The sequence below is a fragment of the Ochrobactrum sp. C6C9 genome, assembly GCF_022627935.1.
GTDB lineage: Bacteria > Pseudomonadota > Alphaproteobacteria > Rhizobiales > Rhizobiaceae > Brucella > Brucella teleogrylli.
The window spans coordinates 83,856-108,152 of record NZ_JABXGB010000004.1; the positions used below are offsets into that span (position 1 = coordinate 83,856).

Sequence of the window (24,297 nt, forward strand, 5' to 3'; positions counted from 1 at the left end):
AAGCATGTCCGTCATGAACATCTATGAACGCGCCAGATAGGCTTCAGCCCTCCTGCTCGATTGGGAAGCAGAGCAGGTCGGCGATCTGCCCGGTATGACTGGTGAAACAAGCGCATCGGCGGCTCTGCGCACTTAGCGCAGCAGCCGCCGTTCGAGAAATGACTGCATGTCGCGCCGACCATATGCGACGCAATAGACGATCACATCCTCTCCAATGATGCGATAGATCATCCGCCAGGGCTTGTGATGCAACTCCCGATAGTCGGTGATGCCGAGGCCGGTGAGTTCCTTCGGTACGTTTCCCTTGCCTGGCAAATCCTCGAGCCCCAGACAGGCGAACTCGATTTCGCCGAGAATCCGTTCGGCAGTCTCGATGCCATCCCGGCTGGCGAGGAAGCGGTAGAGATCTTCAAGATCCCGTTCTGCATCCTCGGTAAATAGAACCTGATAAGGCATCAGGCGCCAGGCTTCGCCAGGCGTGCACGAAGGCGTGTGAAGGTTTCTTTCGCAGGGCGGACCTTCCCGTCCTCCACCTGCTTGTTCGTTAGCGCCAACACCTTCAAAAGCGCCAGCGTTTCCTGCGTTTCTTCATATTGCCTGACGTCCTGAAGCACGGCTTTCGCCTCGCCATGCAATGTGATTACCACCGGCTGCCGGTCGTCGGCGAGCTGGCGAATGACCTCCGGTGCATGCGCCTTGAGGTAGCTGATGGGTTTGACCTGTTCCGACAGTTTCATCGCTGTGAACTCCTTTTGACCAGAATATAGACCTTTAATGGTCTTTCTGGAAGCGATTATTGCGAAGTCGCAAGAGGAGAGAAGGGTCGTTTGCGCGTGGGCGGTTGCCGTAGGACCGGAGAGAAGGTTTCCGGGATTGCCTGCTTTGTCGAGCCAGGCTGACGGCGATGTCACCCACTCTTCCGGCACCAGCCCGGCTGACCGCTCCCTCGGTCAGCCGGGCTCTTTCATTCTTTTCAGGAGACTTCAGCATGAACACTATGATTTCCAGCCCGCTCCAGACCCAGCGCCCGGCATCGACCGGGTTCAAAGTCGATATTTCCCGCGGCGAACGCATAGGGCGGGTGTCGTCCGAATGGTTCTCGCGCCCGGACGATGAGCGCTTTTTGTCGCTTCTTGATCTTCATCACGCCGTCAGCATCCGAACCGAGCGTGCCCGGGTTCGTACTATCGAGACCGCTGACATTCGTGTCGAGGCGACGCGCGACAATGCAGAGCGCATGTCCCTGATCGTTCCCGGTGGGCGTGAGCCGCTGGCACCAACGCACTGGAGCTACGGGCAGCTTTGCAGCCTGGTTGGCGCACCTGCGAGTTATATGCGCCAGCTTCCCGCGCCACTCGCCGCCATCAACCTTCAACATGGGCTCCTTAGCCACAAGGCCGAAATGGTGAAATCCCTGGAGATGGACGACGGCCGTCTCGAACTGCGGGCGGTGACCGGTCCCGAATATGGCCGCATATGGGATCATGAGCTTGTCGCCGCCGTGATGAATATCGCGGGCAATGGCACTGGCGATACCATGTGGAAGGTGCCTGGAACCTTGGATTGGAAAACCATGACGCACAATCCTTTCGTAGATGTGACCAGGGACACCACCACGCTTTACGCGTCCGACAGGGACGTCTTCCTGTTTTTAGTGGACGATACGCACCCCATCGAAGCCGGACGGCGAACCCGATCTTTATTTTCGTGGCTTTTATTGCTGGAATAGCGAAGTTGGCAGCAAAACCTTGGGAATTGCGAGCTTTTATCTGCGGGCAGTGTGTGCCAACAGGAATTTGTGGGGTGTCGAAAATTTCGAGGAAATTACCATCCGTCACTCGAAATTCGCTGCGCAGCGTTTCGCGCACGAGGCCGCTCCAGCGCTGACGACCTTCGCAAATTCCTCCCCCGCCCCCTTCATCGCCGGCATTCGCGCCGCCCGTGAACGGGTCGTCGCCCGCAATGATGAGGACCGGCAGACCTTCCTGCGCCGCAGGGGGTTCTCCAAGGCTGAAACCGGCAGGATCATCGAAACGGTTCTATCCGAAGAAGGCGGGCCGCCCGAGAGCATTTTTGACTTTGTGCAGGGCATTACCGCACTGGCGCGGGGAAAGTCGCATCAGGATGCCCGGCTCGAACTCGAAGGCAAGGCGAAGAAACTGCTCGAAAGTGCTGCCTGATCACGACAACCCAACACAAATCCGCATCCATCCTCTTCACCGCCCGGCCATCGTGTGCTGGGTTTTAGCTGCTCTGGAGGACCGAAATGTCGACTGAATTCTCTTTCGCCGAAAAACGTTCGATGTTCAGGACGGAAGCACTCTCTCCCATCAGTCGTGTCGCCTGAAGATTGCCCTGAATCGGTATTATCGCTTCGATGGTGTCCTCAAGACACTACGCTCTCATATCGAGCAACTGGCGGCGTTTGGCCCGTTCGAACTATCCGAGAGCGACGGCATGATCGGCTACTCACGCATCCGGTTCAACCGGATGGGCTCTTGGCAGTTAGCAAGGCGCTATATCGCCCGCCTCAAGGCGAAGCGCTGTTTCTACGTGAACGGCTGGGTGGTGCCGAAACTGGTCTATGATGCGATCAGGCGCTGATATCTGTCGTGTGCCAGGTAGCGTCGGCGTCGGATGGCGGTTCGGCGGTGCTCGCATCAATCATGCCGGCCATTTCATTGCCGGCGACCTGATTGCTTGCCGCTTTCAGGTCAATAGCACCCCAGATTGAGTTTTGTTGGGTAGACTGTCGACGCCGGTTCTTGAACTCGACGATAAATGGCTTTTTCTCGGGTTTCATAATGCTCCGGCTGATCGTGGCGGATGGATTTTCCGGTAGGAGGTGTTCTTATTCGCCGCATCCTGTCAATGGTTGAGGCTCGGATTCCCGGATCAGGTGAGCCGGGGAATTTCGCCTTCCGCCACGCGCCAGACCCACGGAGTGATCTCAGGTCGTGTCTCGATCATGTCGGCAAGCGCCCCCTCATACGCGACATCGGCGCCCGGAGGGACGATGAACATCGCGACGGGTGCCGGCTTCTGTTCCGGCATCGTCACCGACACGATTGGCGTATCCCGCGGGAGGTTAAAACGCAGCCCCTTGACGATCTTTCGCTTCAGGTGGCTGAGTTTCTCCAGTAGCCTGAGCTCGTGAAAATTCTCGAACGGGAGCCAATGATCGTTGACCACCATAAGCGCGACCTCTTCCACCGAGGCGATGCCCGCGACTGAAATACCGAACGTGGCAATGACGACCAGGTGGAACGCCTCATTGGAGCGCCACAGTTCGAGCTCGATCTCATAGCGGGCGGCAAGCCGCCGCCACGCTCCATCCTCAATCATCAAGGGGAAGGGCATGTGCCGCACAACGATTTTCTGCCCTTCGCGGGCCGGGGAAAATTCCTTCACCTCGGCTACGATCATCATCAATTTCCGCGGCCCCGACCCGGTCGTCTGTACCCTCTTGAGTGCAGCTGCTCGCCGGGCGGTAATGCCATCCTTGTCCTCCGGCTGAAAGACCTCCGGCACGTAGAGCATATCACTCAGAGAACCGCCCCTCGCCGACATCTGTAAAGCGGCGTTGACAAGGCTCGCACGGACCCGGCCCCAGCCACGCCGGCCACCCCAGGTCGAACGCCACTCGGTCAACTCGCCCGCTTCCCAGAGATAGTGGAGCATCGCCTGCAACGACAGTTTCAGCGGCTCGCTGCGGATACTCGATTCGGACGCTTCCATCGGCGTCGTGGGTGCAGCCCGCGGACTGCGCTTCGTCAGCGAAAAGTCCAGCTTCAGTTCAGCTCGGCCGCTGGCGCCGATCTGGATCGCATTGCCGATCAACGGGCCAAGGCCGGAAAGTTCGTAGGGAGGTTGGTAGGATGGGCAGGTCGGATCATGCTCGCGCCCCGATAAAGGCATCCGCTTTACAAGATACTGGTGCTCGACGCGGGCGATGTACATCGGCACGGAAGGGGCCTTGCACAAGCACATTGGACGCAGCCGCTGTTCGTAGGCCTGAGCGAGAACGCCATGCAGTTCAGGTCCAGTTTCTTCGATCACGCGATTGCCGATTGCGAACTTTCGCATCCATGTTCTCCTTCTCTAGCATCGAGCTTATACCGCCAATGTATATTTTACTATCGAAAAACAGTCAGTAAAAAGCGGAATTACGGTTGCAATCTTCGTGACAGGACTAGAATGCCGAAATCACTGCGGCCGCGAGGGACAAGCAATAGCGGACGGGAAAAGAGGGGAGTTGGGTTGGTGAAGGCGTGGCCGGTGGAGATGGGAGAAAGCGCGTTCCGCGCTTGAACGGTCGGCCAGCCGCATCCAACCCCTCTGCCCGGTAATAGCCGGGCCTTTCCGTTTCAGGAGAGCAACATGACCATTACTGTACTCAATTTTCGCCAGCCAGCCGCAGCTCCGGTCTTCCTGAATTTCCACTCTGAGGCTGTTCATCCTGTCTGCTTCGCGATAGTCTACTGTGACGGCCCCGGCGATACGCTCTATGCTTTTGAGGATCGCAATACGTTCGAACGGCAGCGTGCGGCAGCCGAGCGTCATTTCGTCCATGTTCAGGAATTGTCGGTTGAGGAAGCCGCAGATTGGGTCGTTGCTGGTGGCAAGGCTGTCTTGCATGAGGTGTCGACGGGCGGCGTGGCGGTCTTCGGCAACCTCAAGCTCGCAATTGACTAATATTGGCCCCGAGGTGTGACGGATACCTGCCCACCGGCGAATGCGCCAGGGGCGTGGATGATCAGCGGTCCCATTCGTATGGCCATATTAGAAAGGGAAAGGCTCGTAAGGTCGCGCGTTAATACCATTCTCGTCATACGATAATTGGAAAGCCCGCCATCGGTGGCTTTTTTATTTTTGGCCGCGTTGTCCGGGTTCAGCGAGAAAACCGTTAGGCCAGAAACAGGATTTTGGGAGAGCCGACATGTCAGCATGATCGTGTTCTCCCCAGCGTGCCGGCACGGTTCCGACGAAGCGAAGAGGGAGAGAAGGGCCTGAAAAGGGGGCCTGCCGGGGTTTGGAGAGCGTCCGGGCGGGCGTGTCCTCTCCCGCTCCCAACAGGATTTCCCATGAACGTGATCCCGATCCCGGCCGCGAACGCGGCCGCCGCTTCGCTTGTTTCCGCGAACCGTGCAGACAGTATCTTCGATGCCGGCCGTGCACTTCTGCCGTTTCTCGAACGCGGCCATGCTATCGGCGCAGCCGATCTCCGAACCATTTTGATGAACGCTTTCGGCGGCTCGGATGCCGAAGGCTTCTGGTCCTGGAAAGACGCCTATGAGGCGACGGAAGTGGCCCAAGTCCTGTTCCTGCGCAAGTTCGGCGGGGCGATCAACTCCCGCACGAACGCGCCCCACGCAGCACTGGCCATGTTGGCCAAGGTCGCAGGACTGATCCCCACCCACACCCGACGCTCCGAGGAAAGCCAGCAGCTCCAACAGTTTTCCACGCCAATGCCGCTCGCTTATGTCGCTGCGCGTGCTGCCGGGATCATACCCAGTGATATGGTACTCGAACCGTCGGCGGGAACCGGGCTCATGGCAGTCTTCGCGGAACTCGCACGTGCACGCCTGGTGCTCAACGAATATGCGCCGCTCCGTCACGATCTTCTGACCCGGTTATTTTCCGGATCATCAGTTACGCAGCACGACGCCGCCCACATCGATGACTATCTTGATCGTGCGGTGCGCCCGACCATCGTGCTGATGAACCCGCCGTTTTCTGCCGGTATTCATGTCGAAGGCCGCTTGGCTGACGCCACATGGCGTCATCTGGCCTCCGCCTTCACGCGGCTTGTCCATGGCGGACGGCTGGTGGCGATCACCGGCTCCAGCCTTTCTCCCGACAATCCGAAATGGCGGGACGCCTTCGTCCGACTTCAGAGCCGCGGCACGGTTGTGTTCAGTGCTGCAATCAATGGGGGCGTCTATGCTCGCCACGGCACGACAATGGAAACCCGCCTGACGGTCATCGACAAGATCGCCGCTGCTGATCCGGCAAATCTGGTTGTATCGCGTGGTGCCGCCCCCGATCTTGAAACACTACTTTCCTGGATATCTGGCCTTCCGTCGCGCTCACCTTCAACCGTGCCAAACTTTATCGGCGCGCTCTCCCACGGAATATTAAACGCCTGTGCAGTGAAAATGGCCGCCCGTAAAGCTGCCGGCACCATGCGACCCGCAGCTGTGATGGGCCTGACAAGTCGCCCTTCAGCCACCGCTGCGCCGCGTCTGGCGTCCTCAACAGTACCCCGGATCGACGATGACGTTCTTGAACTCTCTTACGAACTGCTTGATGGAGCGAACAATGCTTGCGTCGATGTCGCTGATGGAATATACGAACCCTATCAGTTGCAGGCGATCCGCATTCCGGACGCCAAACCACATCTGGACAAACTGGTCGAATCCGTCGCAATGGCCTCGGTCGCGCCGCCCAAACCAAGCTATCGGCCACATCTGCCGAAGCGCATTGTGACTGGCGGCGATCTCTCCGACGCTCAGCTCGAGAGTGTGATCTATGCCGGTGAAGCCCACTCCGGCTATCTCGCTGGCCACTGGAGCGTTGATGCCAGTTTCGACAACCTGAAGGCCGTTACCCCGGAGACGGAAGGCGCTGTTCGTTTTCGTCGCGGCTGGTTTTTAGGTGATGGCACGGGAGCTGGCAAAGGCCGCCAGGCTGCCGGTATCATATTGGACAATTGGCTGAAGGGTCGTCGTCGCCATTTGTGGATATCGAAATCCGAAACCCTGATCGAGGATGCGCAGCGTGACTGGAGCGCGCTCGGCCAGGAAAAACTGCTGATCACGCCACTCTCACGCTTCCGCCAGGGCAAACCGATCAAACTCGACGAAGGCATTCTCTTCGTCACCTTCGCCACTCTGCGCACCGACGAGCGCGAAGGCAAGCGATCGCGAGTGCAGCAGATCGTCGACTGGCTGCGTCGAGAGGCTGGGAGTAGCGAAGCCGCGTCTGGGAATGCAAAAGGTTTCGACGGGGTCATTATCTTCGATGAAGGTCACGCGATGGCCAACGCCGCAGGCGGCAAATCCGACCGAGGCGAAAAGTCTGCCTCGCAGCAAGGCCGTGCCGGTCTTCGCCTGCAGCGTGCTCTTCCCAATGCCCGCGTCATCTACGTTTCCGCCACTGGCGCATCCGAGGTTGAGCAACTCACCTATGCCGAGCGCCTCGGCCTCTGGGGCGGTGCAGACTTTCCCTTCTCGACCCGCTCTGAGTTTATAGCAGCGATCGAGGACGGCGGTGTGGCGACGATGGAGGTCCTGGCGCGGGATCTCAAGGCCATGGGCCTCTATGCCTCGCGATCCCTATCTTTCGAGGGTGTCGAATATGACATCCTCGAACACGAACTGACCGAGGAGCAGGTGCGCATCTACGATTCCTATGCGGAAGCGTACCAGGTCATTCATAATCATCTCGATCAGGCGTTGGAGGCTTCCGGCATCACGTCCAGTGGCGGCACCCTCAACAAAAATGCAAAGGCGGCTGCGCGCTCCGCCTTTGAATGCACCAAACAGCGCTTCTTCAACCATCTCCTCACTTCGATGAAGACGCCGGCACTGATGAGTGCGATCAAGTCGGATGTCGAAGGGGGGCATGCGGCGATCATCCAGATCATTTCCACCGGCCAGTCTCTGATCGAACGCCGCCTCGCCGAAATCCCGACCGCGGAATGGAACGACATCCAGGTAGATGTCACGCCGCGTGAGATCGTCGCCGAATATCTCAACCATTCTTTCCCGACCCAGCTCTTCGAGGAATATTCCGACGCCGAAGGCAATCTCCTGTCGCGTCCGGTCTATGACACCGATGGCAATCCGGTCCTTTGCCGCGACGCCGTCGCTCGCCGGGATATGTTGCTCGAACGGCTCGGCAGCCTTCCCGCCATTCCAACGGCGCTCGACCAGATCGTCCAGAAATTCGGCAGCAGCCAGGTTGCCGAAATCACAGGCCGCACGCGCCGCATCATCCGGCGTGAGGATAGCAGCACGATCGACCGCTTCGCCATCGAAAGCCGACCGGGCGGCGCCAATATCGATGAGACCCGCGCCTTCATGGACGATGAGAAGCCGATCCTGATCTTCTCTGAAGCGGGCGGTACTGGACGATCCTACCATGCCGATCTCGGTGCGAAGAACCAGCGTTTGCGTCTCCATAATCTCCTCGAAGCCGGTTGGCGCGCGGACGTGGCAATTCAGGGGCTCGGCCGCAGCCATCGCACTAACCAGGTGCAGCCGCCGAGTTTTCGCATGGTTGCGACCAATGTGAAGGCTGAACGAAGGTTTTTGTCGACGATCGCCAGGCGCCTCGACACGCTCGGCGCGATCACACGCGGGCAGCGCCAGACCGGTGGTCAGGGCATGTTCCGCAGCGAAGACAATCTCGAATCCCAATATGCCCGCGATGCGCTCAGGCAGTTCTACAAGCTGGTTCATGCCGGTGGCATCGACGGCTGTTCGCTGGAAAAATTCGAGGCGATCACCGGCCTGTCGCTGACGGCGCAAGAGGGCGGTCTCAAGGACGAACTGCCACCGATCCACACGTTCCTGAACCGTATGCTTGCGCTCACCATTGCCATGCAGAATCTCTTGTTCGACGCGTTCGAGCAATTGCTGGCCACGCGCATCGAGGGCGCGATCGCCACCGGTGTCTATGACAAGGGGCTGGAGACCCTGACTGCGGACCGCAAGACGGTGAAGAACCGGCAACTGATCTATACCCATCCGGTCACCGGGGCGCGGTCGCATCTGTTGACCATTGAGCGCATGGATCGCAACAGGCCGATGTTGCTCACCGATGCATTGAGCCTTGCCACCCGCGATGCGCACGCGGTGTTGATGATCAACGGCAAGTCCGGCCGCGCGGCGGTGCAGGTTCCGGCCCGCTCGGTCATGCTCGACGACGGTTTGATCCAGCCGCGCGTCGCACTGATCCGGCCAACGGACGAGATCCGCTTCGAAATGCGCCAGTTGGAAGAAACGAACTGGGAAGCGGCGGGCGAACAAAACTTCTCGGCCGCATGGGAGACGGAAGTCGCCAGCCTTGCCGAATTCTCGGTGTCGACCATGCACATGGTCTCGGGCCTCCTGCTGCCTATCTGGAAACTGCTGCCGCAGGACTATTGCCGGGTCTATCGCCTCCAGACCGACGAGGGCGAGCGTATCGTCGGACGTCTGGTCTCGCCGGATGGGTTAACTCGGCTTTGCCGCAACTTCGGGCTCGACAAGGCGGAGGTCGTCACCGACGCTGATGTCTGGCAGTCGCTGCTCGCAGGCTCCTCTGTGGTCGCGCTTGCCGGCAACATGACGCTCCGGCGTGTCCGGGTGATGAACGACTATCGCATCGAGCTCAACGGCTTCACCGACGGCATGCGTGACAGGCTCCGGTCCTTCGGCATGTTCTCCGAGATGATCGCCTGGAAGGTCAGGTTCTTCATTCCGACCTCGGAGGCGGGGCCGGCAATCCTTGCCCGTCTCATCGAACAGCATCGCATCGTCGACGTCGCTGGCCGGGGATAACCACCATGATGTCCGCGTCCGATCTTGCGGACCGTCTCGCACAGGATGCCGAGGCGGTCTGCCGTCATTATCTCTCCGCCGGCCGAAGGGCCAGCAATTACTGGATCGTTGGCGATGTCGCCAATAGCAAAGGCAAGTCGTTCTATGTCCATCTCTCCGGTCCTCGCAAGGGCAAGTGGGCGGATGCGGCGACGGCTCAGTATGGTGACCTGCTCGATCTCGTACGGGAAACCTGTGGACTGGTCGATTTCCGCGATGTGGCTGAGGAGGCGCGGCGATTTCTGAACGAGCCCCATCCCAGTCGCGTGTCGTCCCAACGAGCCGGCGCTTCTGCCGATCCTCCGATCGACAGACCTGCAGATGAACGGGCCCAACGCCTGTTCCGCATGACGCAGCCGCTTGTCGGCACGCTGGCCGAAAGCTATCTGCGCCAGCGCTGCATCCTGCAGGCGGCACAGCATCCCGCGCTCAGGTTTCATCCATCGTGCTACTATCGCGATCTCACGACCGGCGAGACCAGCAGCTATCCGGCGTTGATCGCTGCCGTGACTGATCGCTTCGGAACGATCACCGGCGTGCATCGCACCTATCTCGAGCGCTCTGGGCTCGATCCGGGCAGCATTGGCAAGGCACAGATGAATACGCCCCGGCGTGCTCTTGGCGGCTTGGTCGGCAATGCCGTGCGTTTCCGCTTTCCTGTCTTTGGACCCGTACCCGTCACGACCGTCGGCGAAGGCCTTGAAAGCATCCTGTCGCTCATCGCGGTGGTGCCCGCAATGCCGATGGTCTCGGCAATGACTGCCAATCACCTCGCCGCCTTCCGGCCGCCGGACGGATGTAAGCGCCTCTACATTGCCGCCGATGCCGACGCTGCCGGCCGGCACGGCATCGAGGGATTGAGCCGTCGTGTGCAATCGCTCGGCATCCTTTCGCTCGTGCTCACCCCGCAACTGGGTGACTTCAACGAGGATCTGCGCCAGCTCGGGCCGGACCGGCTGATCGCCAGTCTTCGGGCGCAACTTCTCCCGGAAGATGCTCAGGCCTTTCTGTCAGCGTGATCGGGCCGTGATGGGGAGGCGAGGCGCGATGCAGCGGCGGGGTTGGGATGGCAGGTGTGATGCCGGTCGCCGCCTGGATGGGCGCGCGCCTGCGGGTCTGCCGAGAGACAACCCTTACCATGCGGCGGGCGGGCCTTCAGCGGGTCGGGCAGGTTTCTTCCCCTGACGGGCCGCGCCGCGGCCCGTAATTCCTCGCGGGGGCAAGAAACCCTTCCTCCGCCGCCCGGCGCTTCGCTGGGCCGCGGCGCAGAGCGCCACGGTTCCGGCCTGCCGCCGCATGGACAGGGATCGCCGTCAGGCCGCGAGAGGCGCGGCACAACCGACGGAGACCATCATGAACCTCATGCTTCCCAACGACGACGCCTTTGAACCGCACCACGAATCCTCGCCAACCGACCGCTTCATCTACGAGATGCAGCTTTACGGCCACCGCCCATTCCAGGACGAACCGGACCCGCGACCGCTGCCCGAGGAGCCGGTCGTTCAGTCGGCGCTGACCACGATCTTTGGCGCCTTGTTTGAGATGCTCGGCGACACGCGGCTGGAACCCGATCTGGAGGACCTGCTCTGGTCGGTGCCCAACCTCTTCCACCGCGCTGGCGTGCGCATCCAGCGAGAACTTCGGCGCAACGAGGACGTGCAGCGCACCGAACAGGGGGAGCAGGATGGCTCGGAGGTCAAAAGTGTCGAGCTGGAGCGGCATGTCGCTGAAGGCATCACGCTCCTCGAACGCCGCAACGCCTTCGAGTTCATGCGCGACTTCGCAGCCGATCTATTCGAGGCGCAGACCGGATCAGCATGGCGACCGCGCACCGGCTCCAAGGTCAGTCATGCCAACATGACCGCAGCGATAATCGACTCCAGAGACTTCCTCTCCGCCCGCCGGCGTGCCGAGACCGAGGTGTTGATCCCGGCCGGCACCAAGATCGCTTTCGGCGGCGGTATGGATTACAACGATCATGAGCAGATCTGGGCCGCTCTCGACAAGGCCCATTCTAAATATCCCGATCTGGTCTTGATGCATGGTGGCTCGCCCAAAGGAGCCGAACGTATCGCCGCTTGCTGGGCCGAAGCGCGCAAGGTGACGCAGATCGCCTTCAAGCCTGACTGGACGAAGCACGCCAAGGCGGCACCATTCCGCCGCAACGACGCCATGCTATCGGTGATACCGACAGGTGTCATCGTCTTTCCTGGTTCCGGGATCACCGGGAATCTTGCCGACAAGGCCCGTCGGTTCGGGATCCCGGTCTGGCAGTTCTCAGGAGACGGCGCATGAGCGCCGTTTTCTTGAAAATCTGGAAAGTCGAGAGGTCATCTCACTAACCGTGCATGAATGAGGTGAGGGAGGAGCAGGCCGCAGTCCGGGAACGGTCTGTTTAACGCGTCCAGTCTTCCACGCGCAAGCCCTCGACACGCGCAAACTCGCCGGTATTGTTGGTAACGACCACGAGATCTCGCGCCTTTGCCTGACCGGCGATAAGCGCGTCATAGGGGCCGATGGGCGTCCCCTTGGCGGCAAGGGTCGCCCGGATCTCTCCAGCGACGTAGGCATCCCTCTGGTCGAAATCGAGGACAGGAAAATCGGCGAGCAGCAAGCGCAACGTCTCGAGATTATGCTCGATCTTTGCACTTTTGTGAGCGCCAAAATAAAGCTCATGAGCGACAATCGAAGAAAGGCCGATCGTCCCCGGAACGCTGCCGAGAACACGACTGACCAGTGTATCTGACCGCCGACCGATCAAGGTGATCACGGCATTGGTGTCGAGAAGATGGGAGATCACAAAAACACCGCATCAAGCTCCGGCCGGTCCTGCTGGTCGGGCTGTTTTCGGCCATCCGCCATGAAATCGTCGCTGACCCCGCGGGTGAGTACAGCCCTCAGCGATGCCCATGCCTCCTTGGTCTCGACATGCGGGCGAAGGATGAGCGCATCGCCTTCCTGCGTGATCTCCACGCGCTCGACATTGAAGCGGAACTCTTTCGGCAGGCGAACGGCTTGTGAGTTGCCTGCCTGAAAAACACGGGCGAGATGGGGCATAGCTGCACCTCCTTTCGTATACACATGAATGTATATACGCTCATGACGTTTCTGTTTCAAGATATGATGCAAGACCACCCGGGTGCAATCGATGCCACCCTACACATCGGCTTGGCTGGCACCGGCGAAGCCAGCCTGATCGCTCAGGTATCGTTTGCCTTTCGGCAGGCTGTGCTCCGGATAACTTCATGCTGTCCGGCTGGACGGACGTTGGCGGGGGCGACCTTGCTGAAGACCACATATCGGACACGGGTATTTCCGGCTTCACCAGATGTTGCCGCATGACCGGCAATGGGCAGGACGATCACCACGCCAATCATCGTGGACCGTAAAGGGATGGCGGCTGAGGGAATTCATCGCATGCCCCCCGCGCGGGTGGAGCGGCGCTGGAGATGGCGCATTGGCGCAGATGGCGGCGAAGGTACGCGCGCAAGCCTGTGCCCGGTTCCGTTCAATGGTGGGTCGGGCAGGCATGATGGTTTCGCTCCCCTCGATTGCCCCGAACCATTCCCGTTGTATGTCGCTCGTATAGACGACCGCCTGCTTTTGCGGTCAACCCCTGACGGGGTAAGACCCGCCCGAGAATTTCGCAAAATTCGATTTCGGTTCCCTTGCCTTGACGGAAAATAGAATTTTGCAAAATTTTCAGCCGAGCTGACCGCAGCAGGTCGGCCGTCTCTTCGTGCGCCATCGGGAATGGTCCCGAGCAACCGCAGGAGACACTACCATGGCCACCACGATCGCAACCTTGATGCAAAAGACCGACGGCAGCCTCGAAGGCGTTTTCGCCACCATCCGGGTCAACGCGCCGATCGCAATCGTCCCGAACGCGAGCAAGTCAAGCGACGAAGCCCCCGACTTCCGCGTCATCCATCGTCGGACCGGCTTCGAGATCGGCGCGGGATGGAACCGCGTCGCCCGCCAGACCGGTGAGGAATACCTCTCGGTAAAGCTTGAGGCGCCCGAAATCGGTGTGATCTTCGGCAATGTCGCTCCGGCTCCCGGCGGAGATCCGGCAAAGAAGGTGATCCTCTGGAACAACCCGAACTGAGCGGCAGGAAGCCGGCTCCGAGCGATCGGGGCCGGCTCCGGCATTTTGCCACTGATTGGCCCGTGTGAACATGGGAGTGAAAGCGGGCATCGAGCCCACTGTCACTCCTTCCGGGTGCCAAACGGAACCAAACTTTGTCTGCTCAGTCCGTCCAAGTGTGCCATGCCAGCCTGAATGCCTCAAGGACGAGCGGTTCCCCCCAATTTTGCCGCCGATCGCTTGCGCGCCCGCCAACAAAATCGGCTCCCCCACTCGCCGCCTCCGGCGGTCGCGTTCCGCGCTCCTTGACCCCTCCAGCCTGCCATGACTGCGGGCGGCGTCTTTCACAAACACCAAGGAGATATCCAATGTCGATCGATCAGCACATCGAGGAACTACGCGCCGAGCTGCGGAACGCCGTCTATCGCAACGAGCGCCGCTGGATCGAGAAGGAACTGGCGAAGGCGCTGGCGGAGCGCGAGGCGCTCTGGGTCGAGCAGGCGGCTTTCCTCAAGAACGAACCGCCCTATTGAGGGCGGTTTCATGTCTCGGGCGCGCTGCGCGGCCTCAGCCGTTGAGCGCGTCCTTCACCGCTTTCGCTGGCGTGAAAGTCAGCTTCTTCGACGCCGCGATCTTGATTGTCTCTCCCGTCGCCGGATTGCGGCCTTCGCGTGCCGGCGTCTCTTTGACCTTGAATTTGCCGAAGCCCGGCACATTCGTCTCGGCGCCGGTCTTCGCCGCTTCGGCGATCTGCCGGAACACGCTGTCCACAATGGCCTTCGCCTGAGACTTGGTCAGGTTCTGCTCGGCGGCGATCTTGTCCGCGATCTCGGTTGCTGTCGTCATGGAAAATATCCTCCCAGGTTAAGGTCTGATCAGTATGACGATCGGTGTGGATCGATGATAGGGACAGATACTGCCGCGACGCGGTCAATCCACTGGAAATTGCGGGTTTAACCGGAGGTCGCTTTCAGGCGACCTCGACGCCGCGCTAAACTCTCGCTTCTGTTTCCATTCATGGCTAACACATGCGACGCAATGCCAACGCTTGCAATGTACTTTTGCCGTAGATAGACTCGTGCAAATAAGCGAGTAAATCGCACCAGCAAGACAGGCAAAGATTTGCCTGGCGGCACATAGCAGGAGATCAAGTTGGTAACTGCCAAACCTCGCTCAACTAATCCGGTTTCAGTTGAAGCGTCCAGAAACGCTTTTTGGCGCCTCCCTCTGTTTGTGGCGAGGCTACCATTTGCCATTCTCGGTCTTTTCGTCCGTTCGATATTCTACAGCGCGTGGTATTTGGCCTTTTATCTCTTGTGCATGTTACGACCGTTCACCGGTATGTTGGTATTGGCCGCACTGGTCATGCTGCCGATGTCGATCGTCGTTTTTGCCCATCCCGATGCTGCTCACGGCATGCCGTTCTGGGCGTTCGGCCTGATGGGACTTGTCTTGGTCGCCTTTGCGCTCGGCTACACGCTTTTTGTCGACTGGATCACGCCACCGGGGGCCGAAGATCCGTTCGAACGTTATCGTCGCACCGATCGTTAGTGGGAATGACGGTAATCAAGACGCCTGTGTTCACAGCATATCACAGATCAAATATGTGGCTTCACGAACCGATTGGCGCTTGCTGCAGCATCCATATCCTTCCTTCGGAAGTAGATCGCCCTGCCGCAGCGGATCGGACTGTGTCCTTGCACGATAATAATCTGCTCGTCTTTCCGCATCGATTGCGTGATTTCGTGCGGCATGATCAAAGGGCGGCGCTGGAAATTGACGTTTTCTGATTTGCGCGATGCACCGTTCTTTATATCCCAGCCGATGTTGCGCGAACTCCCCTTCACCTCGACTGTCATCTCGCCACATTGGGCCGAGACATTGCGCGCTGTATCAAGCGCTTTGATTGCCGCATAGGACGTGAAGGCGCAGCCATCGATCCATGAGATCGCTCCGTCCTTTCCGAAGTGTCGTTCCAGTTGTCCAACGGATTGGTACATCAGCATCATGGATATGCCGTATTTGCGACCGCGATCGCGTGCTTCTTCCAGCGCGCGCATGTAGCCGAGTAGGTCGACCTCATCGAGCATGAAAAGTGCCCGTCGTTTGAAGTGGCCGTCGGCCTGTATCATGGCGTTGATCAGCGCCCCGATGATCACTCGACCTATGCCCGGATAGGAGCGCAGGATTGACGCGGGGATGTTAAGAAACACATCCTTCTTACCCGTGACTATGTCGCTCGGTTTGAAGGTATTACCGCAGACAAGTGCCGCATAATTGTCAAGCGAGAGCCATTGCGTGTCCTTCGAAGCGGTCGAATAAACGCCGGAGAATGTCTGTTCGGTCATGTTGGTAAAGACGCCCAAGGTTTCGCGAATGAACGCCGAACCCGAATTCTCCTGAATGTCGCGCAGCATGGCGAGCACCGATGGCTCAGGTTCGGAAACGATCTGTCTCAGGCTGCGCAGATTTCGCCGACCTTCATATTCTGACGATAGCATCACATGTGCGAGCAAGCCCGTTAGAAGATTATGCGCCTGGCTTTGAAAGTAGGAGCCGGTCGAGCTTTCGAAGCGTGCAGTGTCCGACAGGAGCATGTGGGCAACGCCGACGATGTCTTCTTCTGGTTTGCTTGAAGTTTCGATCCCGTTAAGTACGTTGAAGCCGATGAACGGGTTTGACGGATCGAGCACCATGACCTCACGGCCCAGCTTGGCTGTGCGATGTTCTACGACCATTGGCGCGACCTCGGTTGAGGGGTCGAGGCAGATCAACGGTCCGGTATAGCGTAACGCCGTCGGCACGACATTGCTGGTGGTTTTGTAACCTCCCGATCCGGCAAAAAAGAGCATATGCGTGGAATCGAAATCCTGCCCATAGGTGAGGAGAGGCGCCTTGCCGCCTTGTCCCCATGTTGTTTGATCGTCGGGATCGAAGGGCAATTCGTGCACGATTTCCTTGTCAACGCGGTAACGCTCCCCGACAACGATGTCGCCATCCGGTGGGAAGAGTTTTCCCGCAGCCGACATAGAAAGCCAATCGGCGTCACCGAAGGCTGCATGTCGGGCACGCTTGACCTGTTCGGGAACGACAGTGGAGATACGGGCCGATGCAGCGACTGCCATGAAGCCACACAACGCACCGACCACGACAACCATATCGAGATAGGAAAGTGCGGTGTCCCAGCTGACAAGACCGCGCTCAACGGATGGAGCCAGACGCGCGTATTCTCGCAAGACATAGAAGCCAACGACTCCGAGAAAGCACAGGAGGCTCATCATGGCTATCGGTCGCCGATGATGCATGGGCAAAGACCAGACCGTCAACAGTCCGGCGACCGGTCCGAGCAGAAGTGCAGGTAACGGAGCGGTGCGCAGAAACCAATATGCTGTTTTGCCCGCCATGCCGGTCGCCAATTCCGCCCACCGCCAGCCGATAATATAGACGCTGATTGCCGTGACAATGACCGGCACGAAGACGAGCAACAGGCTCGGGCTCAGTTTTCCCTTCAATGCCATTCGCGCATCTCCTGGTCACGCACGGCCTCAACCTTTTGTACCTGGGACTTGAATGCCTCTTCGCCAATATCGCGTAGCCGCCGATATTCGGGAGAGTTTATTGTCACGCGCGCCAGTTCAAGCAGGCCGCCGAGCAGAAAAGCCCGGTCAGCCCTCGACAGTCCTGCCTTGACCACGATGCCACCAAGCAGGAATTTTTCGCGGGCTTCGAGTTTGCGGTCAGCCATCATTTGAAATCGCCTCCGACGTTCCAGTGTCACGATCCGTTGATCGACGTGCCGGAGCAGTTGAGCCAGAGGTCCCTTTCTTCTCTTTTTGAAATCGTGCGGTGATCTCTTCGAAGATGCGATCGATGTCCTCGTCTGCAATTTCCAACTCCGCTAATCCCGACTTGGTGGCCGCCTTGGCGAAGCGCTCGGCTGATTTAACGATTGCGGCACGTCTGCGTTCACGCAGCTTCTCGATCTGGGCATCGATATCCAGAATTGACGATTTTGCGGCCATCTGTCGTTTCCTTTTCATGCAACAAAGTTTCGATTTCGCTTTTAACTATCTAGAATACGATAGTAAAATACGTTACTTTGCACAAGTCCCCAAAACGCCGATGCCGGAATTTTTAGTCTGATCGTCTTCTGGTGAATCGGAATCCGGCCCGCGGCCCGATCGGTTTGAGGGCGCAATATACGTCGCTGGAGCGACGTGCTTGAAAGAAGAGGAAACCAGACGTGGCGATTATGTTCGTCAGAGCGCAGGTGATTGGAAGGGGAGCGGGACGCAGTATCGTCTCGGCTGCGGCCTATCGTCATCGCGCTCGTATGATGGACGAACAGGCCGGTACTTCATTTAGCTATCGCGGTGGCGCGAACGAACTGGTGCATGAGGAACTGGCGCTTCCGAATGAGATTCCAGCGTGGCTGAAGTCAGCTGTCGAGGGGAAGTCCGTCGCGAAAGCCAGCGAGATATTTTGGAACGCGGTTGATGCGTCTGAGAAGCGGGCAGACGCACAGCTTGCGCGTGAATTGATCATCGCTTTGCCAGAGGAGCTGACGCGTGCCGAGAATATCGCCTTGGTCCAGGAATTCGTCCAGGACAATCTGACCGCAAAAGGCATGATCGCGGACTGGGTCTATCACGACAAGGATGGCAATCCGCATATCCATCTGATGACGGCGCTCAGACCCCTGGCGGAAGAAGGGTTCGGGCCGAAAAAGGTGCCGGTTCTTGGAGAGGACGGTGAGCAGTTGCGCGTCGTTACACCGGATCGGCCAAACGGCAGGATCGTCTACACGCTTTGGGCCGGCGACAAGGAGACCATGAAGGCGTGGAAGATTGCCTGGGCAGATACGGCCAATCGGCATCTGGCGCTTGCTGGTCACGAGATACGCCTCGACGGTCGCTCTTATGCCGAGCAAGGCCTCGACGGCATCGCGCAAAAGCACCTCGGGCCAGAAAAGGCGGCGCTCGCGCGCAAGGGGATTGAGATGTTTTTTGCGCCCGGCGACCTGGCGCGTCGTCAGGAAATGGCAGACCGGTTGTTGGCGGAGCCGCAGCTTTTACTAAAGCAACTCGCCAACGAACGCTCCACCTTCGATGAGAAGGATATAGCCAGGGCACTGCATCGCTATGTCGATGATCCCGTCGATTTCACCAATATCCGGTCACAGTTAATGGCCTCGGATGATCTCGTATTATTGAAGGCGCAGCGGGTCGACACGGAAACGGGCAAGGTGGCAGAGCCCGCCGTTTTCACCACGCGTGAGATTCTTCGCATCGAATATGACATGGCGCAGTCGGCGAATGCTCTGTCCAAGCGATCGGGCTTCGCTATATCGGAGAAAGCCACCGCTGCTGCAATCCGTCAAATCGAGACACAGGATCCACAAAAGCCCTTCCAGCTTGATCCCGAACAGATTGATGCGGTCCGTCATGTCACCGGGGACAATGGCATTGCTGCCGTTATCGGTCTGGCTGGTGCGGGCAAGTCGACGCTGCTTGCTGCAGCACGCCTTGCCTGGGAAAGCCGAGGTTGTCGTGTAGTCGGGGCGGCACTTGCTGGTAAGGCAGCAGAGGGGCTGGAGGAAAGTTCAGGCATCAAGTCCCGAACCCTTGCATCACTGGAAATGGCATGGGTTGGCGGTCGGGACCTGCTTGAAAGCGGCGACGTGCTTGTCATCGATGAAGCTGGCATGATCTCCTCGCAACAGATGGCACGCGTGCTGAAGGTGGCTGAGGATGCCGGCGCGAAGGTCGTTCTGGTTGGTGACGCCATGCAGCTTCAGCCAATACAGGCAGGTGCCGCGTTTCGCGTGATCAGTGACCGTATTGGTTTTGCCGAACTTGCCGGTGTGCGGCGCCAGCGGGACGAATGGGCACGCGAGGCTTCTCGTCTGTTCGCGCACGGCGAGGTGGAAAAAGGTCTCGATATCTATGCGCGGCAGGGGCGCCTCGCCGAGGCAGAAACACGAACCGAAATCATCAATCGTATCGTCGAGGATTGGACCGATGCACGGCGCGACCTGTTGCACAAAGCCGAGAATGAGGAAACCGCGCGGCAGCTTCGCGGTGACGAGTTGCTCGTCTTGGCGCATACCAATGAGGACGTGAAGCGTCTCAATGCATCTCTGCGCCAGGTGATGGCGGAGGAAGGGGCACTGACCGGTGCGTGCGAATTCCAGACGGAGCGGGGGGCACGTGAATTTGCGGTCAGCGATCGGATTATTTTCCTGGAGAACGCCCGTTTTGTCGAACAACGTGCGCGCCATTTCGGTCCGCAATATGTGAAGAACGGAATGCTCGGTACGGTCATATCAACCGGCGATAAGCGGGGTGGAACGTTGTTAAGAGTTCGTCTCGATAATGGCCGAGAGGTCGTGATCAGCGAGGACAGCTATCGCAATATCGATCATGGTTACGCCGCCACAATTCATAAATCTCAAGGGGTCACCGTGGACAGGACCTTTGTGCTTGCCTCAGGCATGATGGATCAGCATTTGACCTATGTCTCGATGACCCGTCACCGCGATCGCGCCGATCTTTATGCAGCACGCGAGGATTTTGAACCTAGACCGGAGTGGGGACGAAAGCCACGTGTCGATCATGCCACTGGCGTTGCTGGCGAACTGGTGGAGATCGGCGAGGCTAAATTCCGGCCTGAGGACGAAGACGCCAAGGAAAGCCCTTATGCCGATGTAAAAACCGATGACGGTGCCGTTCATCGCCTTTGGGGCGTCAGCCTTCCAAAGGCATTGGGCGAGAGTGGTGTCCGCAAAGGCGATACTGTCACACTGCGCAAAGATGGTGTTGAACAGGTTAAGGTGGAAGTGACCGTCGTCGACGAGCAGACTGGTGAAAAGCGGATCGAGGAGCGGCAGGTTGAGCGAAACGTCTGGGTGGCGGGATTGCAGGAAACGGCCCATGCGCGCGAGCAGCGCCTTGAGCGCGAGAGTCATCGGCCAGAGTTATTCACGCAACTGGTGGCGCGATTGTCTCGGTCAGGCGCCAAGACGACAACGCTCGATTTCGAGAGTGAAGAGGGTTACCGGGCCCATGTGCAGGATTTTGCGTGGCGGCGTGGCATCGATACACTCGCCGCGATCACTACCGGAATGCAGGAAAATGTTTCGGGACGACTGGCGTGGATTGGGAAAAAGCGGACGCATATTGCGAAGCTTTGGGAGCGAGCGAGTGTTGCACTCGGCTTTGCAATCGAACGCGAACGTGGCGTGACGTATAGTGAGACTGGCAATAAAACCTACGCAGTGGAAATTTCCACAGCCGGAAAATACCTGATCGCGCCCGCTTCGATTTTTGCCCGCAGTATCGACGAAGACGCCCGTCGTGCACAGCTTCGCTCGGATCGTTGGAAGGAGCGGAACGAAATTCTCCGACCGGTGCTGGAAAGGATCTATCGTGATGCAGACGGTGCGCTCGCCAGACTGAACGTTCTCGCTTCCGATGCACGAACCGAGCCGCGCCAGCTCGCCGATAATCTCCTGACCAGGCCGCAGCGCCTCGGCTGTCTGCATGGTTCGGATCGCTTTGTCGACGGGCGGGCTGCGCGTGATGATCAAAATGCGGCGCTGGGTGCGCTGTCGGAACTCGTGCCGCTGGCGCGCGCCCATGCCACCGAATTCCGACGTCAGGCCGCACGCTTCGGTATCCGTGAGCAGCAACGGCGTGCACATATGTCCCTGTCGATCCCAATGCTGTCGAAGCCGGCGATGGCGCGTCTCATCGAAATTGAGACTATCCGTGAACGGGTTGGGGGCGATGCTTACAAGACCGCTTTCCGCTACGTCGTGGAGGACCGCCAACTGGTTCAGGAGGTTAAGGCTGTCAACGACGCTCTGACGGCTCGCTTCGGTTGGAGTGCCTTTACCAAGAAGGCCGACGTGGTTGCCGAGCGTCACATGACTGAACGCATGCCGGAGAATATCTCACCCGAGCACCGCGAAAAACTCATGCGTCTGTTCAACGTCGTCAGGCGCTTTTCGGCAGAACAGCACCTAGCCGAGAAACAGGATCGTTCAAGGATCGTTGCCGGTGCGAGTATCCAAAATCATAAGGAGATTATGCCGATGCTACCGATGCTTGCTGCCGTGACGGAGTTCAAAACATCGGTGGAAGAGGAAGCGCGAAGGCGCGCGATCGATGTCACACTTTATCGGGATCATCGCGCGGCACTCACCGAGACAGCGACACTTATCTGGCGGGATCCTGCGGGAGCTGTCGCAAAGGTCGAAGAACTTGTCATGAAGGGGTTTGGGGGTGAGCGAGTTGCTGCAGCGCTTAGCAACGATCCCACGGCCTATGGTGCATTACGTGGTTCCGATCGCTTGATGGACAGGCTATTTGCTGCCGGACGTGAACGGAAAGAAGCAGTTCAAGCTGTGCCGGAAGTGGCGAGTCGGGTGCGTTCACTCGGTGCGTCGTGGGCAACTGCCCTGGACGTGGAGACACAAGCACTCATCGAGGAGCGGCGGCGCATGGCGGTTGCCATTCCCGGCCTGTCGCGGGCGGCCGAAAATGCTCTTTCGCAATTGGTTAATAAGCGGAACGAGCGAAGGCAGAGGGGAAACAAGCGCCAGGTTAGTTTAAATTCGCTCGACCCACGCATAGCCAGGGAGTTTGTTGTTGTTAGTCGGGCTCTTGATGAGCGTTTCGGTTGGGGTGCAATTTTGCTTGGTGAAAAGGATGTAGCCAATCACATTGCACCGTCGCAACACCGGGCATTCCAGGTCATGCGGGAGCGTTTGCAGGTTCTGCAGCAAGCGGTTCGAACAGAAAGGAGTCTGGAGATTATCGCCGTACACCAGCAACATCGCGTCGATCGCGGACGAGGTGTCGTCCGATAGGTGCTTGAGAAAACGAAAGGAAGTCCAACATGGTCAGCCTTTGTGGCAAAGAAGCCCGTCGTGTTCTGCGGCTCCCGTCTGATGTTCGATGCCGGAGTACCGCAGTTCGTATCTTCTACACCAACCGCTGGCACCTCTCGCCAAGCGCGTTCGTTCAACGGTCCCATGTCGGCCATTGAAGAACCGTAGATTGACGGTTCATGACTGTCTAACGCGAAGAGGGATGTGCATTTATTGGGCCTCACTCTTTTTCGCCAGGTGAACGGCACATAGTTTCTCTATCTCGGCGATGAGGAGGTTCGTTTGTTTCAAAAGCCAGCGGAGTGCTTCTTCAGTAATGTCGAAATGCGGAGAATAGCGCGCCTTCACATAGGCTTCGTTGACGATATTGAACCATGCCTTGTAGCGCTGTTGATCTTGCGGCCATGCCTTGGCCAGTTCATTGCGTTGTCCTTCTGCAAGCCGGCGCAAGAATTTTAGGTTGTGTGAAGATGGAGAGTAGTTTGTCGTTACCAATAGGAAGGTGGAATAAGCCTGTTCTATCGCCTGATGAAGCAGGAAAGCAGCCTCTTTGAAGTCTCCCTCCTGACAATAAAACGCAGCTCCTTTAGCGAATTTACTCGCATGCGGTAGTCGGTCGTCAAAATATTCCTTCGCGATACGATAGGCATCTTCCGGATTGAGAATCCCAGGCCGTGCAAGTGGCTCTGGATCGAGTTCGTAAAGGACGATGCCTTCTTTGCGAATGTCAGTGAAGAAATATCGTCCTTCCTTAATTCGCGTGTTCACCTCGCGAAGCGAATGGACGATGAAGTTTACCGGTGTCTGCACATCTCGCAGGCGCATAAGCCGGTCTTCGGTTTTGCGCCAGAACTCAAAGTCCGCCAGTTTCCGGTTGTTGACGATAATCAGCAGATCAAAATCAGAGCGGTAACCTTTGCCAGTATGCGGCTCATCCACCTGTGTGCCGCGCGCATAGGATCCAAACAGAATTACCTTGACGATACGACCCCGCTTCTTGAATTCCGCCGCGCCCTCCTTGAGCGCATCCTCGAATTCCTCGAATATTATTTCCAGCACGCGCTGCAACTCACGCTGCTTTACGTGGGGCAAGTGATCAACACGGTCTTTCATCAGCACGGGCGCACCTGTCGGTTTGAAGTGAAAGCCGAACTATCTGGTGTGTCGGCTAGGATGCAAAATCCAAGGATGTGGATCAACTAAGCTTTTGCAAAATTCATAAGATTTTTTTCCTATGTAGTTCTGTCGACGAGATAGCAATTTTCTCCTTCGATCCAACAGCGCTTATTTTCCTTTGCTGTTGTACTCCTCGAAATGTCTTGAATTTCATCTAAACCCTCTATGCGATTATTGCCACAACTATTTGATTCTGTTACAAGACAGTACATATTTGAGCAACACATGCCAGGGACGACGATACAGCACCTGCTGTTAAAAAATCCGCTATGCGGTCTCCTAACGTCCGGCTCCATTCTATTTTCCCCTCCGCCGGACGCAGGAGGAATGGTTGTGTTGCAAATTTCGAATGTAAAAGCTGCCCGGGAACTTTTGCAGCAGGACGCTATCCGTCATGGCACGGAAGACAGTCTGGTGGTCGATGCTACGAGGCGAATCTACGCAGATACAGCGCCGACAGCTGCCGCGCTTTTTGCACTCGACGCCTGGTTCGAAAATGATCAACGTAATTTTCAGTTCTGGACGCGGATTTTTCAGCGCCTCATGAATTGAAA

The 24,297-nt window shown here is 58.2% G+C and carries 22 protein-coding genes and 1 pseudogene; 12 read left to right on the top strand and 11 right to left on the bottom strand.

The features are described 5' to 3' along the window. Positions 1-132: 132 nt before the first annotated feature. Together HWD97_RS04325 and HWD97_RS04330 are read right to left on the bottom strand one after the other, a co-directional pair. Positions 133-456 (bottom strand): type II toxin-antitoxin system RelE/ParE family toxin, encoded by a 324-nt coding sequence (locus tag HWD97_RS04325; RefSeq protein WP_371834779.1) that lies wholly within the window; start codon positions 454-456, stop codon positions 133-135. Continuing rightward, a complete protein-coding gene (locus tag HWD97_RS04330) occupies positions 456-737 on the bottom strand; it encodes a type II toxin-antitoxin system Phd/YefM family antitoxin (RefSeq protein WP_283735633.1) in 282 nt (93 codons plus the stop codon). Before HWD97_RS04330 ends, HWD97_RS04325 begins: the two co-directional genes overlap by 1 nt. A 251-nt stretch (positions 738-988) precedes the next feature. Between HWD97_RS04330 and HWD97_RS04335 the strand changes: the two are divergent. Beyond that, positions 989-2,180, top strand: a pseudogene (locus HWD97_RS04335) (DUF932 domain-containing protein). Between the two features lie 277 nt (positions 2,181-2,457). Then, the gene (locus HWD97_RS04340; protein WP_371834780.1) at positions 2,458-2,604 is read left to right on the top strand and encodes a hypothetical protein; all 147 of its coding nucleotides are present in this window, start codon (positions 2,458-2,460) and stop codon (positions 2,602-2,604) included. Here the strand turns inward: HWD97_RS04340 and HWD97_RS04345 are convergent. Together HWD97_RS04345 and HWD97_RS04350 are read right to left on the bottom strand one after the other, a co-directional pair. Further along, positions 2,594-2,803, bottom strand: a complete 210-nt coding sequence (locus HWD97_RS04345) for a hypothetical protein (protein ID WP_121539009.1) — start codon at positions 2,801-2,803, stop codon at positions 2,594-2,596. The genes HWD97_RS04340 and HWD97_RS04345 overlap by 11 nt on opposite strands. A gap of 92 nt (positions 2,804-2,895) precedes the next feature. After that, positions 2,896-4,086, bottom strand: a complete 1,191-nt coding sequence (locus HWD97_RS04350) for a DUF1173 domain-containing protein (RefSeq protein ID WP_371834781.1) — start codon at positions 4,084-4,086, stop codon at positions 2,896-2,898. 294 nt (positions 4,087-4,380) lie between these two features. Here HWD97_RS04350 and HWD97_RS04355 point away from each other — a divergent pair, with 294 nt between their 5' ends. The 4 genes from HWD97_RS04355 (at position 4,381) to HWD97_RS04370 (ending at position 11,882) form a co-directional block, all read left to right on the top strand. After that, positions 4,381-4,695: a hypothetical protein gene (locus HWD97_RS04355; protein ID WP_371834782.1), complete on the top strand. Its 315-nt coding sequence runs from the start codon at positions 4,381-4,383 to the stop codon at positions 4,693-4,695. Positions 4,696-5,084: 389 nt separating this feature from the next. Continuing rightward, positions 5,085-9,548, top strand: a complete 4,464-nt coding sequence (locus tag HWD97_RS04360) for a strawberry notch-like NTP hydrolase domain-containing protein (RefSeq protein ID WP_371834783.1) — start codon at positions 5,085-5,087, stop codon at positions 9,546-9,548. A 5-nt stretch (positions 9,549-9,553) separates the two neighbouring features. After that, entirely contained in the window at positions 9,554-10,606 is a 1,053-nt protein-coding gene (locus HWD97_RS04365; RefSeq protein ID WP_371834784.1) for a toprim domain-containing protein, read from the top strand. A 334-nt stretch (positions 10,607-10,940) separates the two neighbouring features. After that, a complete protein-coding gene (locus HWD97_RS04370; protein ID WP_121539004.1) occupies positions 10,941-11,882 on the top strand; it encodes a DUF2493 domain-containing protein in 942 nt (313 codons plus the stop codon). 100 nt (positions 11,883-11,982) lie between these two features. Here HWD97_RS04370 and HWD97_RS04375 read toward each other — a convergent pair whose 3' ends face one another. Then, a complete protein-coding gene (locus HWD97_RS04375; RefSeq protein ID WP_121539003.1) occupies positions 11,983-12,387 on the bottom strand; it encodes a type II toxin-antitoxin system VapC family toxin in 405 nt (134 codons plus the stop codon). Beyond that, complete coding sequence (locus HWD97_RS04380) at positions 12,384-12,644, bottom strand: antitoxin (RefSeq protein ID WP_121539002.1); 261 nt, start codon at positions 12,642-12,644, stop codon at positions 12,384-12,386. The genes HWD97_RS04375 and HWD97_RS04380 overlap by 4 nt, the downstream gene beginning before the upstream one ends. Positions 12,645-12,832: 188 nt before the next feature. Between HWD97_RS04380 and HWD97_RS04385 the strand changes: the two genes are divergently transcribed. The 3 genes from HWD97_RS04385 (at position 12,833) to HWD97_RS04395 (ending at position 14,207) form a co-directional block, all read left to right on the top strand. Further along, on the top strand, positions 12,833-12,976 hold the full coding sequence (locus HWD97_RS04385) for a hypothetical protein (RefSeq protein WP_167836119.1): 144 nt from the start codon (positions 12,833-12,835) through the stop codon (positions 12,974-12,976). A 395-nt stretch (positions 12,977-13,371) separates the two neighbouring features. Beyond that, complete coding sequence (locus tag HWD97_RS04390) at positions 13,372-13,695, top strand: DUF736 family protein (protein ID WP_121539001.1); 324 nt, start codon at positions 13,372-13,374, stop codon at positions 13,693-13,695. A gap of 347 nt (positions 13,696-14,042) precedes the next feature. Continuing rightward, on the top strand, positions 14,043-14,207 hold the full coding sequence (locus HWD97_RS04395) for a hypothetical protein (protein WP_167836118.1): 165 nt from the start codon (positions 14,043-14,045) through the stop codon (positions 14,205-14,207). A 34-nt stretch (positions 14,208-14,241) separates the two neighbouring features. On the opposite strand, the gene HWD97_RS04400 is transcribed toward HWD97_RS04395, so the two are convergent. Further along, on the bottom strand, positions 14,242-14,520 hold the full coding sequence (locus HWD97_RS04400; RefSeq protein ID WP_121539000.1) for an HU family DNA-binding protein: 279 nt from the start codon (positions 14,518-14,520) through the stop codon (positions 14,242-14,244). A gap of 306 nt (positions 14,521-14,826) precedes the next feature. Here HWD97_RS04400 and HWD97_RS04405 point away from each other — a divergent pair, with 306 nt between their 5' ends. Continuing rightward, entirely contained in the window at positions 14,827-15,225 is a 399-nt protein-coding gene (locus tag HWD97_RS04405; RefSeq protein ID WP_235859013.1) for a hypothetical protein, read from the top strand. Positions 15,226-15,272: 47 nt separating this feature from the next. On the opposite strand, the gene traG is transcribed toward HWD97_RS04405, so the two are convergent. From traG to HWD97_RS04420, 3 genes are read right to left on the bottom strand one after another with little or no spacing between them, the layout of a single operon-like run. Further along, entirely contained in the window at positions 15,273-17,192 is a 1,920-nt protein-coding gene (gene traG / locus HWD97_RS04410; protein ID WP_121538999.1) for a Ti-type conjugative transfer system protein TraG, read from the bottom strand. Next, complete coding sequence (locus HWD97_RS04415) at positions 17,183-17,422, bottom strand: conjugal transfer protein TraD (protein ID WP_121538998.1); 240 nt, start codon at positions 17,420-17,422, stop codon at positions 17,183-17,185. Before HWD97_RS04415 ends, traG begins: the two co-directional genes overlap by 10 nt. After that, the gene (locus HWD97_RS04420; RefSeq protein ID WP_121538997.1) at positions 17,412-17,696 is read right to left on the bottom strand and encodes a TraC family protein; all 285 of its coding nucleotides are present in this window, start codon (positions 17,694-17,696) and stop codon (positions 17,412-17,414) included. Before HWD97_RS04420 ends, HWD97_RS04415 begins: the two co-directional genes overlap by 11 nt. Positions 17,697-17,917: 221 nt before the next feature. On the opposite strand from HWD97_RS04420, the gene traA reads away from it, so the two are divergent. Then, on the top strand, positions 17,918-22,546 hold the full coding sequence (gene traA / locus HWD97_RS04425; RefSeq protein ID WP_371834785.1) for a Ti-type conjugative transfer relaxase TraA: 4,629 nt from the start codon (positions 17,918-17,920) through the stop codon (positions 22,544-22,546). Positions 22,547-22,777: 231 nt separating this feature from the next. Here traA and HWD97_RS04430 read toward each other — a convergent pair whose 3' ends face one another. Continuing rightward, positions 22,778-23,680, bottom strand: coding sequence for a nucleotidyltransferase and HEPN domain-containing protein (locus HWD97_RS04430; RefSeq protein ID WP_371834832.1), 903 nt, complete (start codon positions 23,678-23,680; stop codon positions 22,778-22,780). A gap of 288 nt (positions 23,681-23,968) precedes the next feature. Here HWD97_RS04430 and HWD97_RS04435 point away from each other — a divergent pair, with 288 nt between their 5' ends. After that, positions 23,969-24,295, top strand: coding sequence for a hypothetical protein (locus HWD97_RS04435; RefSeq protein ID WP_371834786.1), 327 nt, complete (start codon positions 23,969-23,971; stop codon positions 24,293-24,295). The last annotated feature ends 2 nt before the right edge of the window (positions 24,296-24,297 follow it).

Excerpts from the sequence above, each read along its gene's own strand:
- HWD97_RS04420 (WP_121538997.1), bottom strand. The coding sequence starts at position 17,696 with ATGGCCGCAAAATCGTCAATTCTGGATATCGATGCCCAGATCGAGAAG.
- HWD97_RS04415 (WP_121538998.1), bottom strand. The coding sequence starts at position 17,422 with ATGATGGCTGACCGCAAACTCGAAGCCCGCGAAAAATTCCTGCTTGGT.
- HWD97_RS04435 (WP_371834786.1), top strand. The coding sequence starts at position 23,969 with ATGCCAGGGACGACGATACAGCACCTGCTGTTAAAAAATCCGCTATGC.
- HWD97_RS04325 (WP_371834779.1), bottom strand. The coding sequence starts at position 456 with ATGCCTTATCAGGTTCTATTTACCGAGGATGCAGAACGGGATCTTGAA.
- HWD97_RS04390 (WP_121539001.1), top strand. The coding sequence starts at position 13,372 with ATGGCCACCACGATCGCAACCTTGATGCAAAAGACCGACGGCAGCCTC.
- traG (WP_121538999.1), bottom strand. The coding sequence starts at position 17,192 with ATGGCATTGAAGGGAAAACTGAGCCCGAGCCTGTTGCTCGTCTTCGTG.
- HWD97_RS04355 (WP_371834782.1), top strand. The coding sequence starts at position 4,381 with ATGACCATTACTGTACTCAATTTTCGCCAGCCAGCCGCAGCTCCGGTC.
- HWD97_RS04430 (WP_371834832.1), bottom strand. The coding sequence starts at position 23,680 with ATGAAAGACCGTGTTGATCACTTGCCCCACGTAAAGCAGCGTGAGTTG.
- HWD97_RS04340 (WP_371834780.1), top strand. The coding sequence starts at position 2,458 with ATGATCGGCTACTCACGCATCCGGTTCAACCGGATGGGCTCTTGGCAG.
- HWD97_RS04395 (WP_167836118.1), top strand. The coding sequence starts at position 14,043 with ATGTCGATCGATCAGCACATCGAGGAACTACGCGCCGAGCTGCGGAAC.
- HWD97_RS04385 (WP_167836119.1), top strand. The coding sequence starts at position 12,833 with ATGCTGTCCGGCTGGACGGACGTTGGCGGGGGCGACCTTGCTGAAGAC.
- HWD97_RS04330 (WP_283735633.1), bottom strand. The coding sequence starts at position 737 with ATGAAACTGTCGGAACAGGTCAAACCCATCAGCTACCTCAAGGCGCAT.
- HWD97_RS04370 (WP_121539004.1), top strand. The coding sequence starts at position 10,941 with ATGAACCTCATGCTTCCCAACGACGACGCCTTTGAACCGCACCACGAA.
- HWD97_RS04350 (WP_371834781.1), bottom strand. The coding sequence starts at position 4,086 with ATGCGAAAGTTCGCAATCGGCAATCGCGTGATCGAAGAAACTGGACCT.
- HWD97_RS04360 (WP_371834783.1), top strand. The coding sequence starts at position 5,085 with ATGAACGTGATCCCGATCCCGGCCGCGAACGCGGCCGCCGCTTCGCTT.
- HWD97_RS04380 (WP_121539002.1), bottom strand. The coding sequence starts at position 12,644 with ATGCCCCATCTCGCCCGTGTTTTTCAGGCAGGCAACTCACAAGCCGTT.
- HWD97_RS04365 (WP_371834784.1), top strand. The coding sequence starts at position 9,554 with ATGATGTCCGCGTCCGATCTTGCGGACCGTCTCGCACAGGATGCCGAG.
- HWD97_RS04400 (WP_121539000.1), bottom strand. The coding sequence starts at position 14,520 with ATGACGACAGCAACCGAGATCGCGGACAAGATCGCCGCCGAGCAGAAC.
- HWD97_RS04345 (WP_121539009.1), bottom strand. The coding sequence starts at position 2,803 with ATGAAACCCGAGAAAAAGCCATTTATCGTCGAGTTCAAGAACCGGCGT.